At 44.4% G+C, this 15,625-nt stretch carries 13 protein-coding genes; 4 read left to right on the forward strand and 9 right to left on the reverse strand.

Annotation, left to right across the window (positions count from 1 at the left end):
• Positions 1 to 62: 62 nt before the first annotated feature.
• Complete coding sequence (locus QUA01_RS24740; protein WP_333093160.1) at positions 63 to 1,451, reverse strand: lamin tail domain-containing protein; 1,389 nt, start codon at positions 1,449 to 1,451, stop codon at positions 63 to 65.
• 1,046 nt (positions 1,452 to 2,497) lie between these two features.
• Between QUA01_RS24740 and QUA01_RS24745 the strand changes: the two genes are divergently transcribed.
• Complete coding sequence (locus QUA01_RS24745) at positions 2,498 to 2,809, forward strand: hypothetical protein (RefSeq protein ID WP_333093161.1); 312 nt, start codon at positions 2,498 to 2,500, stop codon at positions 2,807 to 2,809.
• Between the two features lie 620 nt (positions 2,810 to 3,429).
• On the opposite strand, the gene QUA01_RS24750 is transcribed toward QUA01_RS24745, so the two are convergent.
• A complete protein-coding gene (locus tag QUA01_RS24750) occupies positions 3,430 to 3,747 on the reverse strand; it encodes a helix-turn-helix domain-containing protein (RefSeq protein ID WP_333093162.1) in 318 nt (105 codons plus the stop codon).
• On the reverse strand, positions 3,716 to 4,066 hold the full coding sequence (locus QUA01_RS24755; protein ID WP_333093163.1) for a hypothetical protein: 351 nt from the start codon (positions 4,064 to 4,066) through the stop codon (positions 3,716 to 3,718). The genes QUA01_RS24750 and QUA01_RS24755 overlap by 32 nt, the downstream gene beginning before the upstream one ends.
• Before the next feature lie 649 nt (positions 4,067 to 4,715).
• Here QUA01_RS24755 and QUA01_RS24760 point away from each other — a divergent pair.
• Positions 4,716 to 5,291, forward strand: coding sequence for a tyrosine-type recombinase/integrase (locus tag QUA01_RS24760; RefSeq protein WP_333093164.1), 576 nt, complete (start codon positions 4,716 to 4,718; stop codon positions 5,289 to 5,291).
• Positions 5,292 to 5,326: 35 nt separating this feature from the next.
• Here QUA01_RS24760 and dnaB read toward each other — a convergent pair whose 3' ends face one another.
• Both dnaB and QUA01_RS24770 read right to left on the reverse strand, forming a co-directional pair.
• Entirely contained in the window at positions 5,327 to 6,682 is a 1,356-nt protein-coding gene (gene dnaB / locus QUA01_RS24765) for a replicative DNA helicase (RefSeq protein WP_333093165.1), read from the reverse strand.
• A 116-nt stretch (positions 6,683 to 6,798) separates the two neighbouring features.
• The gene (locus tag QUA01_RS24770; protein WP_333093166.1) at positions 6,799 to 8,586 is read right to left on the reverse strand and encodes a hypothetical protein; all 1,788 of its coding nucleotides are present in this window, start codon (positions 8,584 to 8,586) and stop codon (positions 6,799 to 6,801) included.
• A 19-nt stretch (positions 8,587 to 8,605) separates the two neighbouring features.
• Between QUA01_RS24770 and QUA01_RS24775 the strand changes: the two genes are divergently transcribed.
• A complete protein-coding gene (locus QUA01_RS24775) occupies positions 8,606 to 8,884 on the forward strand; it encodes a hypothetical protein (protein ID WP_333093167.1) in 279 nt (92 codons plus the stop codon).
• An 828-nt stretch (positions 8,885 to 9,712) separates the two neighbouring features.
• Here the strand turns inward: QUA01_RS24775 and QUA01_RS24780 are convergent.
• Positions 9,713 to 11,470 carry a helix-turn-helix domain-containing protein gene (locus tag QUA01_RS24780; RefSeq protein WP_333093168.1) on the reverse strand — a complete coding sequence of 586 codons (1,758 nt, stop codon included), beginning with the start codon at positions 11,468 to 11,470 and terminating at the stop codon, positions 9,713 to 9,715.
• 20 nt (positions 11,471 to 11,490) lie between these two features.
• Between QUA01_RS24780 and QUA01_RS24785 the strand changes: the two genes are divergently transcribed.
• Positions 11,491 to 11,673: a hypothetical protein gene (locus QUA01_RS24785; RefSeq protein WP_333033763.1), complete on the forward strand. Its 183-nt coding sequence runs from the start codon at positions 11,491 to 11,493 to the stop codon at positions 11,671 to 11,673.
• A 233-nt stretch (positions 11,674 to 11,906) separates the two neighbouring features.
• Here the strand turns inward: QUA01_RS24785 and QUA01_RS24790 are convergent, their stop codons facing one another.
• The 3 genes from QUA01_RS24790 to QUA01_RS24800 form a co-directional block, all read right to left on the reverse strand.
• Positions 11,907 to 13,052: a ParB/RepB/Spo0J family partition protein gene (locus QUA01_RS24790; RefSeq protein ID WP_333093169.1), complete on the reverse strand. Its 1,146-nt coding sequence runs from the start codon at positions 13,050 to 13,052 to the stop codon at positions 11,907 to 11,909.
• Between the two features lie 236 nt (positions 13,053 to 13,288).
• A complete protein-coding gene (locus tag QUA01_RS24795) occupies positions 13,289 to 14,119 on the reverse strand; it encodes a ParA family protein (RefSeq protein ID WP_333093170.1) in 831 nt (276 codons plus the stop codon).
• Positions 14,120 to 14,426: 307 nt separating this feature from the next.
• Positions 14,427 to 15,050 (reverse strand): hypothetical protein, encoded by a 624-nt coding sequence (locus tag QUA01_RS24800; protein WP_333093171.1) that lies wholly within the window; start codon positions 15,048 to 15,050, stop codon positions 14,427 to 14,429.
• Positions 15,051 to 15,625: the final 575 nt, after the last annotated feature.

The raw sequence follows: 15,625 nt of genomic DNA on the forward strand, positions 1-15,625 counted from the left end.
GATTTTCTTGCGGAAAGTATTAAATCCGACATTCCGCACGCCTTTAGACGAAAGCCTCTCGCTCAGGACAAGAAGCGACCGTAGTTGTACACTTCTTCTTCGCCCAAACGGTCAATAATCGCCCAATGTACTGTGTTGAGTTCAGGAATTTGTAACATAAATATCCAGTTAGCTTCTATGCTTTCCCCTTTTGTTGGGAGCATCGGTGTCTCTGGAGTACAGAGGATAATTTTAGTGGTGGGTTTTCGCAGATATTGGTAAGACGAGGGTACATGATCGCCGTTAAAATAGGCGTAGGGCACACCCACAGCCGCAGCATTATCAGCGATCGTGTCTAGAACCGAGCCTTCTTGTGAGTTGTCAAGTTCAAAGCTATCGTATGCCGAAGTTAATGCTTCCTCAAAAGTTACCTGACCGCCTAAAGCTTTCTGTGCCTCAATCGATTCTGGATCTGCCTCTAGGATTAGATTGTCTAAGCCAAGGGATGAAGTCAGATTAGATAACTTCTGACTGTGCTCAGTATAAGCATAGCTAGACATCAAATTTCCCATCGCATCCAAAAGCCTTCCCTCGTCTGAAGAGTTATTCCAAACAGAGCGTTTGCTACCGAAAGAGAAGCCGCCTGACTCTGGATGCACCTCGTTAGTATAAACTCGACACTCAGCTCCTTTTTTCAAGACTGTCCCCGCGGGAAAAGAGAATTCTTGATTGCGATTGTCTGTGTGAATTTTCCAGCCTGATATATCTATATCAACCAGCCCATCGTTGACAATAGCGATATATTCGTCCGCCTCAGCGGATTTAACGCGGACGTCTGAAAAAATCCTCGAAATCCTGACGTGGGGTGTTGCCTGTGAGAGATCGAGTATTGCATACAGCCCTTCTCCATCAGGACTAGAAACGAGAATTTGATTGGCCTGCTCGTCAGGTTGGAAATCGATAATCGAACTGCCATTGCGTTGATAGAGAGATTTAACTCCAGCAAAAATCGGATGTTCGCTATTAATGGGTTGATTTCCTGAAATCCCGTTATAGCCCTCTTTAAACTGTAAACCAACTTCCCAAAGAAACCAGTTAAAGTTATACGCTTCAGCATAGTCCTCATTTTCCGTCTCGGCAGCTAAATAAACGTTCCCTCCGGCTCCAACCAAATCTCTGATTCTAGTCTCATCAATACAAATTTCATGTGTAAAAATCGCATCCACATCTGCTGGGATGTCATATCCAACCGTCCATGTGTGACCAGCTTCAGTCATTGTCTCTGCTAAAGCCGATTCAGATTCTGCTAAATCCGGGTCAGCGTAAGAATGAAACTTACCTGGACGACCGCCCGCAAACCAATTCGCAATATTTTTAGCAAAAATTGCCGCGTCAGGAGATTGTTCAAATCCGACGTTACTTAAAGTTGAAGCATCATTAGCGAGAAAGATTTTGCGTAATTTTTTGTTCATTGACTCGGTTCCTAACCTTCGGAGTAGTTGATGGACTTACTGGTGCGGGTGCAGGGAAAGATGGTTAATTGTTGCTGTGACAAAATTCTCATTTCTAAGTGGAGATTGTTAATCACAAAAGGAATGCCAACTATCGCTCGCTTTTATAGACATATCCTTAATATAAACAAAATAGTCCGATAAAAACGATCGAAAATATTGGAAGAGAACGGGACAAGCCCTTTAGCAATAATCTAAACACTCCAGCCAGCAATCTTGACACTTACGATCCAGAATTAAATGCAACTGTAAATGCGACGCTCGACAGGATTAAATACAACGCTCGCCAGGATTAAGTGCAACGCCGCTTGCAATCATCGGTTTGAGCCAGGAGAACCGTGCAACTATCAATAGAACTTCCACTTAGCAGCGGTTTCGCGCCCGATCGGGGGTGCTGGCAAAAATTTCAGTGCTTGGCGTAAATTTATGCACGATTGCTGCTCAAACCCCCTAAAGCTAAAAAAGCAGCAGCCAGGGCTTTGGATACCTTGCGATTAATTTTCATGGGGTTTCGTCCTGGTTTGGGATTGCAGTCAAACAAGCCGTAGATGCAGCGGAATCAAGAGGGAGTTGCGATCTCGCGTTACAGGTGACGCGGTGGTTTATATTCGGAAATAACTGTTGGAGCGTTCGAGTTTTGTCTGGGCTTGAGTAGATGAGTTCCATAACTCCCATCGAGCCATCCTACAGCGCATCGCATAAAAATCCACCTCTGCCTTGATTCCCTGCTGCCAATCCCTGATGGTAAATTGACGATGCTATAGCAACCGAGCTTCATCAGAATAATCACAAATCCTGGGAGTTCGGGATTTTTCTGTTGCCAATGCCGTTGGTAGCGAAGTGAACGATTTTATAATTGCCTAAACGACCATTTTTCTACTGCGATGCGTTGCTTTTCAAGCCGTTTATAAGGAGTTTATTGGCTTCTGATGCTTTGATATAGCAATCTTAAATGGTAATTGCTCAACCCCCTTGACAAGAAGACGAGATAGACATTAGATAAAGGAATGGAAAAACTACCCAGCTTAAAGCAACTATTGAACGAGGCAAAAGAAGCCTTGATAGTAGAGCTATGGCAAGAAATCCAAAAACTCAGCGCAACATTAGCCACCTACGAACCTTGCGCCAGAGCCATCTCCCAAAAAAACTCTTCAAAATTCCGAAGTATTGATAGAGAAGGAATATCTATTGCGCTCGCAAGCTATATTACTATTAGCCACATCTACGATTGCACAGCTATCAATCAGAGCATATTTACTTATGCAATTGTAACTATCCGTACAAATGCGATCGCTCCTTTGCGTCAATCAATACTATGATAAAAAGTTGTAGTTAGTAGAGAATCAGTAAAATATATAAAAAATTCTCCCAGCTATCAGTAGGTTCTGTCGCTGGGAGAAATCGCTGGAAAGTCGGTTTATTCAACTAACGCAGGTATCTCGATTAATTCGATTTCAAACCTTCGCTGCATTCGCCGTTATTCTTTAGGCACAGTAGGCTTTGGTTGCATGTCAAAAATAATCACAAATGTGCGCGTTTTCACTAATCGCTGCAAAACCCGTAGATGATCATCTGCATCGTTTCTCTTACGAAATCGTGCCACAATAACACGCTGACAATTAGGAAGCAGGCTAATGATACACCACGGGTGCAATTTTTCAGAGTAGGTCATTTTAGTACCTCAGCAGTAAAAGTAACAGATTGTGCTCTTGTTTGATTGCTTGCCAAGACAGTAATTGAATAATCTTGTCAAAGACAGGTCACGGTGACATTGATATTTGACGAGGTTTGTGCTAAGACAAGCTCAAATTATCTTTTGATGCTGAAAAAGCTTGATGTATAGCAGCCACCAAAACTGTTAAAACAAGTCAGCAGTATATGATTGCGATAACGTATACAGTCGTTGCCCTAAACAGTCTTTCCGTTATACGCGCTACTATTAATCCAGGCTATTATCTTCGCAAGGCGGACACAGGAAAGCCACCAATGCCTCTGGAATTTCCTCAAAGTGTTCCAGCAGAAAATCCATTAAAGCCAAATGACGCAAATCGACAGCAGTAGGAAATCTGCGATTTTTCCCCTTTCTAAACCAACCCCGCACTGTAGAATCAGAACGAGAACAAATAAAAGCAATTTCCTCATAACTCACTCCCCACTTTGCATAAAACTGCCTCGGTGTCATTCCGAATTGGCATTGACTGTAAACTGCAATCAAATTGCGTTCTCTATCTGTCAAAGTCTGCTGCTTTTTTATCATCCTCAAACTTCTCCAAATCTTCCTCCCAGGCAGTATCAAAATGACACCACGTTGCACTTTTGAAATCAGGAGTAAGGCAAATTATGTAGCACCACATCCAACAGCATTGACACTGTTCGTAATTGTAAAATTTGCCGATAACCATTCCTCTGTCAGCTTCTTCGCTAACACCCGTCCAGCGCACCATCTCGCCGCACTTAAAGCGCGGGAGATGAATTTTGGCAAAGTTTACAGGAAATTCAATTGCAGGCGGCATATCATTCAAATGTTTTAGTGGCAGGCACGAAATCAAATCTCGCTTTCCTTTTGAGATTGACATGAGTTCTCAACTGTGCATCGACTGCAACAAATCTGTTTTGATAGGTTTTTAGGCCAATTTCTTGATAAAGAAATTGCAGCGCGATATTTCCTTAAATCAATCAATTGGAATCTATATTTGACGAACTATTCTCAAAGCCCAACTCTGGCTAGGCTATCAGTTTTTTGAGATACCGCCCAATCGCGTTGATGTCAAGTCCCGTTGCAGCCGACTTGTATAGTAAAGGTGTAGTTGCTTTCGTCAGCGAGGTGCGAGGATCGACAAACGTCTCCAAATCGAACCACATCGGGAAGTAGAAGGATTATTGGAGAATATTGATGACTTGTTCTTCAGGCTCTAACTGGCCGCAAAAAAGGTTGCAGGTAGAATCAAACAATAGTATAATTAGATTAGTGAATAATAATTTTATTGGTAGCGCGGTGTTATGAACGCCCAAAAACCTGTTACTTTCAGAGACCTCATAGACGCGATCGCTACCTTGCCGATTATCAACTTTTCCGAGAATTCGAGTCAGTTGAATAGCAATAAGCGGAAGTGAGTTGCAACAAGCGCCTCCGATTGTCCAGAAAGCGATTGAGCCGGATTTGGTTGGGCATCAAAGAATAGAAGCCAGTTAGCCTACTTGACGTAACCTCCCTTTCGTCCAATAATGAAGGAATTTACCCTAAGAGGCTGCGCCGTGAAGGTTCTTGGGAATGGGCGCGCTAAGATTTTGACGCCCGCAGAAATTGACCGACTGTTTGACCGGGGTTTTATTACAGCAAGGGACAGGCTTTTGTTTGCTGTAACTTTTTACTGCGCCTGCCGCATTTCAGAGGCGTTAGCTTTAACAACTCACGACATTGTTGGGGGGTCAGTCACGTTGCGGAAAGCGACGACAAAGGGGAAATCAGCAACGCGAACGCTGCCGCTCCATCCTATGCTGGCTAAGTATTTAAAGGCTTACAATCCAGATGTGGGTTTTTTGTTTCCGGGGCGAGACAATACGAAGCCTTTGACTCGCGCCGCATCGGATGTGATTTTTAAAGAAGCTTGCAAGCGGGTAAGAATTAAGGGGGCTTCAACACATTCGATGCGGCGGACGGCGCTGACTAATTTGAGCAATGCGGGGGTGCCGCTGCGGGTGATTATGGAGATTTCGGGACACAAAAATTTTTCGAGTCTCCAGCGCTATTTGGAGGTACAGCCGGAACAGCTTGTCAAGGCGATCGGGCTCTTGAAGTAAGGCGACAGAGTTCAATATTTTCCTGTCCTTTAATATTATGGCAGTTTATAGATATTCCGAAACCGACAGCATTCAGCATCAAACAGCAACTTAACCGTTCCCGTTCCGCTATTCCGTCCTTTCAATCCAATAATTTCAGCCGTTCCCCCATCAGGAGAATCAGGATTGTAATAATCGTCCCTGTAAACTCCAAGCACAACATCCGCATCCTGTTCAATTCCACCAGAGCCACGCAAATCCGATAAACTTGGACGCTTGTTCGTGCGAGTCTCTACCCCCCGATTGAGCTGAGAAAGCAGCACAACCGGCGCGTCAACCTCGCGAGCCAAAATCTTCATCTGCCGCATAATTTCGCTAATTTTATTGACAACATTTTCATCCGCCGAATTCACCATCAATTGCAAGTAATCAACAATTACCAAACCCAAGGGGCCGCGCTCACAAACAAACTCCCTAACTCTGGAACGAATCTCCAAGGGAGACGGTTCCAAACTTTCGTCTATCCAAAAATCAGCATCGCTAACTTTCCCCAAAGCCGAAGCTAGGACTTCGTACTTACCAGCTAGGTTAACTTTCCTGATATCTTTCACCGACACCCCACTCTCAAGTGCCATTAACCGCGCTGCCAAGTCCCGACCTGGCATTTCCATCGAAAACATCAAAACTCGACCGTTCGTGGGAAGGCAAGCAATGTTGTAGCCAAGGGCACAAGCCAAAGCTGTTTTGCCGCTGCCGGGACGACCTCCTATAACAATCAATTCACCTCGGTAAAATCCGCCTCCCAATAGGTCGTCGAGGTCGTAAAACCCTGTGCTGATTCCAGGAAAGTAGTTAGCAGTCTCCAAGCGCTCTTCCTCAATTTCATCTAGATATCGCCAAAGCTCGTGGCAGTATTCCGAAAGAGGCCGAATAGCTTTTTGTCGCTCTTCTTTGTACTTATTGAGGACAAAAATCTTTTGCTCGGCTTCATTTAGTATCGCATCCAATTCGGTGGAAGTCTCGTAGCCAAGCTGCACGATGTCATTGCCAACTTTGATGAGTTCGCGCCGGACAAACTTGTCCATGACTAGCAAGGCATACTGGTCGATATTGACGGCTGAAACAGTTCGGTCTACCAGCATTACCAGTTTGATTTGACCTCCTACTACTTCCAGCAGGTTGTGGTTGTCGAGGAAGGTGGTGATGTTCATCAAATCTGTGGGCTGTTCTAGAGAATGCAGCGCTAAAGCGGCCCGATAAATATGTTGGTGGACTGTAATTGCCAACGCTTCGGGACGCAGAATATTTTCGATTCTTTTAATGGCGATTGGATCGATAAGAATTCCACCTAAAATTGCTTCCTCTGCATCAATATTGCTCGGAATAATTTTGTCAACAAAACTGACTGCCATGTCGGGTATTCTCCTTTGATATTGTTGTTACTTGAACTGTGTTGTTAGTTGCCTACAGGATTAGAAGCTGTTTACAGGAATTGAATAATCAGTGTTTTCACAGTTAGGCCTCATAGCTAAATAGTAGACAATTTGTTCAAAATTTGTTTGAGTTGCTGAGGAAATCGATGCATCCACTGCAAGTAAATTTGCTGCTGAATACCTAGCGCTGCAAAAGCTTCTTTGCCTAGTTGCTGTAACTGTTCGCATAACGTTCGATGAGTTTCTAATGGCATATAATGAGGGTCAACATAATCCTCAGTTATTCTTGTAGTCTGTGCAGAAGGAGAATCTTTTGGAGTTGGAGAAGAGCCTGTTGAAGCTGGAGACGAAACAACATTTGTTGGGTTCGAGTTTTGAAAACCGTTAGTTTTTTTCCACCAGCGACCGCGCAAACAATCAACGACCCACCCTGAAGGGTTGGATATTTGCTTTGTTTGGCTTCGGACTTGCAGCAAGTTTATGGCGGCTTGGATTTCGTTTAAGCTGTGCTGGAGGACACAAATTTTTAATTCGGGATTCATGCCTCCTGTGGCTCGCGTAACGGCTTCGACAATTTCAGTTGCATCGGGATTGGCAATTGCAACCGCTTCGATAATTTCAGTTGTCTCGGAATTGGCAATTGCAACCGCTTCGACAATTTCAGTTGCATCGGAATTAGCAATTGGAACCGCTTCGACAATTTCATTCGCATCGGGGTTGGCAATTACAACCGCTTCGATAATCTCAGTTCCATTAGGATTAGTAATTGGAACGGCTTTGACAATCTCAGTTGTCTCGGAATTGGCAATTGGAACAGCTTCGATAATCTCAGTCGCATCAGGATTAGTAATTGGAACGGCTTTGACAATCTCAGTTGTCTCGGAATTGGCAATTGGAACAGCTTTGAGAATCTCAGTCGCATCAGGATTAGTAATTGGAACGGCTTTGACAGTTTCAGTCGCATCGGGTTTGGCAATTGCAACCGCTTCGACAATTTCAGGAACTTGGGGAGTAACGGGCGAAGATATTTCAGGAATTAACGGAACAGCTTTATTGGTAGGTATTGGTGATTTGGCGGTAGAGATTGTTGGATTGTCGAGGCTGTTGAGTTCTGTCAGCAGTTTTTGCGGGGGTTTAGAGGTCAAACCTATTTGTTCTGAAGTGCAAGGCATTGCCACATCGACTGCCTGACTGTTATCTGAATTAATTCTCAGACATTCAGCGGTTGGGGCGGAACATTTATTTTCACTAGGGGTTTTTAGTTCTTGTTCTGAATTTTTATTTAATTCAGTGCTTTTAGATTTGAGCCCAGTTACAAGCTGTCGTTTTTTATCTGGTGAGGTTAAATTTTCTTCCTCTTTAGAAAAATTTAAAAAAACAGCAGCAACATTTTCAGTGCTTTGCTGTTCTTTTTTATCCTCTGTAAAGAGTACGGCACCATCAGGGTTTGAACCCCCTGTTTGCTCAATTTTTGGCTGGTTCAGTCGATTTTTTGACTGCTTGCTCAGTTTTTGGAATTTTGAATGGGTATGAGTGAAGGGGCGAACGTCGCCCAGGTGCTGCACTGCTATGCGGAAAATGCCACGCCCGTAGTTTTTAAGGATTTTGACCAAACCAAGTTTTTCGAGCTGCTTCAGGGCTGTCCGCCTGGTGTTGGGGCTGTAGGGTTTGCCGTTGCGGACTCTTGTGGCTCGTTTTTCGCCCAAGGGGATGCAGTTGATGTCGATTTCCTCTGGTTTGCCGCCGATGCAGGTTCTGTACAGGTAGAGGGCGAGTTTGACGGCGCTGGGGGTAGCTCCTTCTAGTATGTCGGCTAGGGCTTCATAAATTGCGGCGTGTCGGGCGAATGGCGGTTTGTGCCAGGTAGTTGTATCTGCAACCATTTTTTATTCCGGGGTAAAAATGAGCGTGTTACTTTTAGCGACTGTAGTGGTCGCTAGAAGCGTGCGAGAGGGGTTGTTATCAATTTGGTCGCGGGGTATCCGCTCCCGCTTGCAGCAGGAAGGCGGGATGCGCTCCATCGCGCTGCATTGGCGATCGATCGTCGAGTGCGCGATTATTTTTTCCATCCTGCCAGGTCGATCGTCGCGGGATGTGGTGGCGGATCAGTCTTATCAGACTTATAAGAGTTGTAATCAAAAGCTGAAACTTATATATAGCAAGAGTTTCAAAAAATCATAATCCCGGGATGTGGATGAGATTATCCTGGGATGTGGATTAGATTGTCCTGGGATGTGGATGTTTTTGTAATCAAGCTCAAACCCCGACAATGTAAGGGTTTGAGCTTGATTTTTAAATTTTTTTTTGTGATTACACGGCTGCTGTCGGCTTGATTACGGCAACTAGCCCTTTAGGATCGCTGGATCTCGCTAATTCTGAAAATAGGAGTATTTGAATGCGTTTGCCTGCATAGCTATCCGCGAGATACAGGACAAAACTGGACAACCAGCTCAAATCAGTAAAGATACAGCCCGGTAAAGTCTGGACTGAGGTTACGTTAAGAAAGTCATGACACCCGCCAGATACGCAGCCAGCCCCAGGCTCTGTCGCTGCGATCGCTCAAATTGAATAACAACTTGAATAACCAATCTTTTATTGATCGGGCGTAAAAAATTTTTGCTTGCTGTTGATTAGTAAGGCTTTTGCTGGGTAACATCAAAATTCTCTAACGTGCCTAAAATCGACACAGCGTAAGGTCAAAGTTTTTTATCTGCTTGAGGTCACGATCGTAGGATAAAAAACACTAACCCAATCTATGAGCAGCTTTGGGTAATACAATTTCTCTAAAATGCTGCTACAATGCGGGTCGAGTACCCAATACAATTAGATTCGAGCGGTACAAACTACTGTTGCATTATTTTGGAGAAATGGTATAAGTTTTCCGAAGCAGCGACCAGTGAGGCGACGAGTCAGTTTGGTACGAGTACCGCGCCCCAAAACTGAATTCAACAGCCGACAAGTTTCAAACCCCCATCGATCTAAAATCTCCAATCTCAAATGCGATCGACTTCACTCAGCGATATCCAATAGAGCGAGCAATTTAGTCTCTATTTCCGGGCTGACAGTCCGCTGACCACGCTCTATCTGAGCAATCAGCGACTGTGAAACCCCCAACCAACCAGCTAATTTTCTCTGAGTCCACCCCTTACCTTCAGGGGCTTTTCGCACGGAAGCACCTGCTATCGAGAGTGGTTTTGCCGAAGCGCGCTTTAATTGTTTGGGTTGGGTCTTCTTTGAGATTAAAAGTGGGATGGGTTCTGGCTGAAGGATGGTAATTTTGGCCGCCAGCCAGCATTCCAGGTAGCCTTTTGGGTTTCTTTCTTTGTTCTCAGGCTGAAGTTTATCTGGATAAGTTTCCGGGTCAAATTCTATTTGCCACTCCAGATTCATTAATAGTTTTAAGGCACTATCCCAGCTATGCTTTAATTTGTAGGCTTTGCGATTATCGCTGCGAGCTGAGTCAATTTGTGGAGATGGTAAAATCGCTTTTAGTAGCGTTAAAACTCGGTATTCACCACTGGCGTGAAATCGGCTTTCTATGGTGACATGAATTGCTAGTCTTAAGGCAAATTCGTTATGGTACGGATCGATTCTCAGCACTTGCTGGGAAAGATAGCCAAACTGATATAACGCTTCTCTCGACTTGGCTCCAGCTCGGTTCAAAAAATCCTGAGTCCACAATCCGGGTTGGACTGTGATGTAGATTTCATGGGGGTTGTCTATCTTACCTTCAAAATTTAACTGACCTTGGGGTTTGATGTAGACATTCCACATTCTCCCTACAGGAGCACTAGCTATAATTTGCCCTTTCTTGTTCATTCCCTCAATCCAAACAGCTTTGACCAACAAACAATCAAGGGCAAATGCTGTATTAGCAATCTCTAGCAGTTTTTCTATTTGAGTTTTTTTGTGATTTTTATCCCATCCCATTTCCTTAACAATATCGCTGGCTTTTAGTGTAAAGCTGCTGTGCCAAGGAGTCTCTTGTTTCATGGTGTGAGCTGCAAAAATAATGTGCAATTTTGCGCTGGTAAACCCAAACTTATCAATGATTTGCTGGGCTTCGTTCCAAGGCAGCAGGGTAATGTCACCTGGGCTGGAAATGTAATGCTCGATATAATTGTTTGAGTTACCCTTTGCTTCATGTTGAAAAACAGCAATACTGCTGGCAGCTTCATACCACAAATCAGGTCGGATCTGCGCGCGGAGACTGGAAGCCATCAGAGCTGCTGTTGGAACAGCTTCTACAGATTTATTCTTGAATAATGGGGGTTCGGTTACTGGAATTGGAAGGGGTGCAAGTTCTAAGATTTTTGCCAACTGAGCTGCTGATAGATTTTGTATATTTATTTGTTGTAGTAATTCATCGGCAGCATGATATCCACACGCACTAATTATCTGAGATTCTGTCCGGGATTCGGATTTGGGTAAGGATGCGTCAGGGTGAAAAGCGATCGTTCCAGGCAGAATATCCGATAGGTTTTCTCCTCGCTCGCAGATATCTAATTGATTCAGTATCCACTCTGCATTCTTTTCCAGAAAATCAGATATAAAGTATTTCTCGAATGTTTTTTCAATAGTTCCTAATAATTGTGGGGTGATTTTTAAATCGCGATACGGTAAGTGTTTTATTCCACTGTTTTGAGATATAATTGTTTTCAAAACATGATGCAATCGGGTAGCAATATTCACTAATATTGAAGATAGGAGTTTACCTTCTCTACCTAGTTTGAGAGCGTATTGTTGGATGCGATCGCGGTCTCTCATAAGGACAATGTGTTTTCAGGTTGCCACATATATCGAATCAAGCAAGATTTAACCCGCCGACTATTAATGGTAAACTCCTCAAGGCGATCGGTGCTTGCTACAACCAACAAAAAGCTGTTTTGCGATCGAAATTACCGTCAGACAGAACAACTTATCAAAAAATTCAAAAACTGACTCACAAGCTTGCATTGCCTCATGGATAACTACCTCCACAATGCAATTCGTTTATTATAGATTGTCTGGCAGCTAATCAGATCGAAGGCGATCGATAAAAACGATGGGTAGAAACAGTCGATCGATTTCAGCAGACAGCCCCATCGAAACTTTGTTGTTATACCAAATTCATAAAATATCGCTAAATATCTACCCCCTCAACTCCCCCGTTCGAGGGGAGGAGTTAGAACTGCCTCTGTAGCAGAAATTTATGAAATTGGTATTATTCCCCACCATTTTGTTTCAAAACCGCCTCAATTTCCGCCAGCTTTTGGCGCAAAACCTCCTGCAACTCCACCAGTTGTTCAACCTCAGCTTGCTCCAACACTTGCGGTGACAGCTTTTTCAAATTCCCGGCTGCCAACTTAACCTGCTTGAATTGGCGGGCTGCCCCTGGGAAATCATCCAGATTAGAATTGATAATTTCTTGCACCAATTTACGAGTTTGAGTCACCGACAATTTCTCGGCAATAACTTGATTAGTTGTTTTAACTCTAATCGGCAGCGCTTCTTCCTCTGGCAAGACTAAATTTTTAGCAGAGAGTTTAGAAAGAGCCATTGCATGAACCCCTTTAAGTCCTAATTGCCTGATAGCAGTCTTAAGGTCATCAGCCAAAGACAGCATCGGGAAAATGTTGGCATCGATAGAAGCGGGATTGAGCTGCAAATCCAACAGTGTCCGCAAAACGGCCAACTCTTGTTCATCCAAACCCAAAGCGGCCAAACCCTGTTGCTGCTCGTCAGGTGCCACCGTCACCAACTCGGAAACCAAGTTCATCCGTTTTTGCGCGTTCAAGCGTCGCACCACTGTCGAGAGAATGCGGGGGATAGTTGCAGCTTCCAAACCCGTATTTTCAGACAACTCCCGCACAATAGCTTCTGCTTTATCGAGGGGATTGAGATCTTCCCGGTGCAGGGAAGTCAGCAGTGCTTTGCGGTGCAAAGCCGCGGGTTCTGGAACGATCACAGCTTGTAAAGTTTCCCAGCCCAGATTTTTAGCGCTGCGCCAGCGCCGCTCTCCATCGAATATCACCAAATCCCCCCGTTGAATCAAGATAATGGGTTGCAGTTGTCCGTCACTAGCGAGGGAACGGGACATGGACTCGATACTTTCCGGCAAAAATGTCTGTCTGGGTTGTTCAGGATTAGGCTGAATTTGGTCTAGTGAAATGGAGAGGATACCGCTGGCGGATTCTAGTTGTTCTCGCAGTGCAGTCAATTGAGATTCCAATTCCGTTGAATCCGATTTTCGCAGTTCTTCAATTTCTGCTTTGAGTTCCTGAATCTCGGATTCAGCTTCAGAGAGGTGCATTGACTGCTTGGCGGATGAAAAATAATTTCCCAAGTCGGGAGCTTTACGGGTGGCCATAGCGATTTGAGAATGAAGTGTGGAAATAGCATTCAGGGAAACGAAGAACTCGTTTTTGTGCGAAACCAAGTTGCGAAATAAGCAGACTGCTGGGATAGGCCGCAGCAAGAGAAACGAAGAACTTGTTTTTATGCGAAACCAAGTTGCGAAATAAGCAGATTGGTGGGATAGGCCGCAGTAAGAGAAACGAAGAACTCGTTTTTGTGCGAAAGCAAGTTGCGATCGCGAATCAAACACTATTTCTTTTTTTTCCCTTTTTTGGCAACAGCCGGCTCGACTCCATTTCCCATTAAAGTAGCTAACTGTTTAACAATCTCTTTGAAGTCGCCTAAAGCTGGGTGAAGCGGGCGATAAAGGTGTAATGGCAACCCTTGACCGCTGGCATTGACAAATTCTGCACTGTCCCGAATAGGTGGAAAAACGCGGATATTCATCTGCTCTAGCTGGGCTGGCAAGGACTCTAAAAGTTGTCGGTGGACGGCTCGTTTCGTATCGTATTGGTTGGGTACAAACCCTAAGATTTCTGGTTGCGGCTTGAGGCGTAATTGTTTGCAATGGTGGTAGTACCACTCCAGCAGGTGAGCTGCTCCTTGAATTGATTTTGGTTCGAGCTGTACGGGCACTATTATATGAGTGCAAGCAGTTAGTGCCATCAAGGGCAAGGGGCCGAGGGTAGCGGGGCAGTCGAAGATAATTAGGTCGTGATCCATTGGATAGTCGCTCAGGCAATCGCCTAGAAGATAAGCGCCACGCTTGTGCAGAACTAACTCGTCTGCTGTTTGCGTCAGCGTCATTCCGCCTTGACAAACGGTTACATTATTGGTGTGGGAACTCCAGCTAGGAGTAAGAGGCCAAGAACCATTGAAGCTTTCTCGCATTATGGCGGACAGTGTGTGTTCTGGCTCAGGCGGATTTAGGCCGCAAAAAAGGGTCAGGGAGCCTTGAGGGTCGAGATCCATAATGGCTACTTTCAAACCCCTTAACCCCAGTTCGTAGGCGAGGTGAACTGAAAGTGTGGTTTTGCCAGTGCCGCCAGCATTGCTGATGACTGCTAGTCGAATTTGCATGGTTTTGAATTAAGTAGATGATTTAAGTATGATATATCGAGATTCGGCATCAGATATCGATATATGAGAGGGCATCGCCGCTAACCACCGTTCTGCCTTACGTTGATCCAGCAAGTTAATATTTAGTCTGACGAGTAGATTATCGTCAAGTTTAGTACGGGGAAGATTGTTGAAAAGAATTTAAGTTCGATCGCTAGACTGAAACACGGAACGTCATATATCGATATCTGAGGTATGGGATCTAACCGCCGAGTTAACTTCGATCGCAGTCTTGGGACGGTGCGATCGTACAATGTACTAGGGAACTTCAAAGGCACGGAAGGGTTGGGCGAGTCAACTGAACAATTTGCATTAAAATACCTAGAATTAGTTGAATGTTTTCAATAAAATGCTCTGTTGTTTCAATATAAACCGTCCTATCTTCTAGTTTCATGAACCTCCAGATACTGCCTGTTGTCACTGCACCATAAACACAGGAAATGCTGTTATCTTTTTGAATATTAAAAATCTGGGCTGCCAACATTTCTGCAATGCACGGGGCAATTCCCGATTTGATATTGTCATTCTTGGCTTCGACAAGTGTAAACACGGGAGCATTTAAAGATAATTGTTCTGGTGAATGACTAATCATAAAGTCACAAATGTTATTCAGTCCTTTGACTCGATCAATATTAAATTCCGTACCGGAAAAGAGGCTGATTTGACGATCGCACCGCCTGCGGAGTTCAATCAATACCGGAGCGACTATCATCTCCGATCGCGCTTTTTCCGTGTCAATTCCCAAGGCTAAGGGAATATTTTCGGCTAAGGTTTCCTTTAAAAGCTGACTGGGTGCGATCGGTTCTACAGCCGTAAAGACTTCAGATACTTCTTTAATTGTTAAGCCGAGTTTATGCTTAATATCATCTAGGGAAAATTCGCTATAAGACATAATAGTTGCACCTTTCACTCCGTCGCTCTAATTTTATATTTAGATCGCGTTCGTTAAGCCAGGAAGCTATTCATAGCTTTGTCCCGATTTTGGTAGGTTTTTACGAACGGATGTTCCCAACAGATATGACCAATAATAACCTTTGTTCCCGATAAGAGCTCGCTCTGAATCTCCAACTGAGCGCTAATCTGCTCGACCCGCTGCCACATTCCACCCAGACCAAATCCGCTGACTTGCTACTGCGGATCGAACCCGCATCTGTCGTTACGTACAGACAGGTACAGCCGATAGCAGGGAGTAAACAATCAAGTGAGCGTGAGTTGTTAGCAGATTATCGGCTGTACCTCTGCTCGGCATTGCTCTGTCAAATCGTGCTGCTCTGAACAAAATCGTCCTAATGCTTTGCGATCTACCGAACGTCACATATCAATATCTGAGGTACGAACTCTAAAAACCGAGTTGATTTTGATCGCAGTCTTGGGATTTGGTGATCGTACAATCTACCGAACGTCACATATCAATATCTGAGGTACGAACTCTAAAAACCGAGTTGATTTTGATCGCAGTCTTGGGAT

Source organism: Microcoleus sp. S36a_B3 (genome assembly GCF_036700745.1).
Taxonomy (GTDB): domain Bacteria; phylum Cyanobacteriota; class Cyanobacteriia; order Cyanobacteriales; family Microcoleaceae; genus Microcoleus.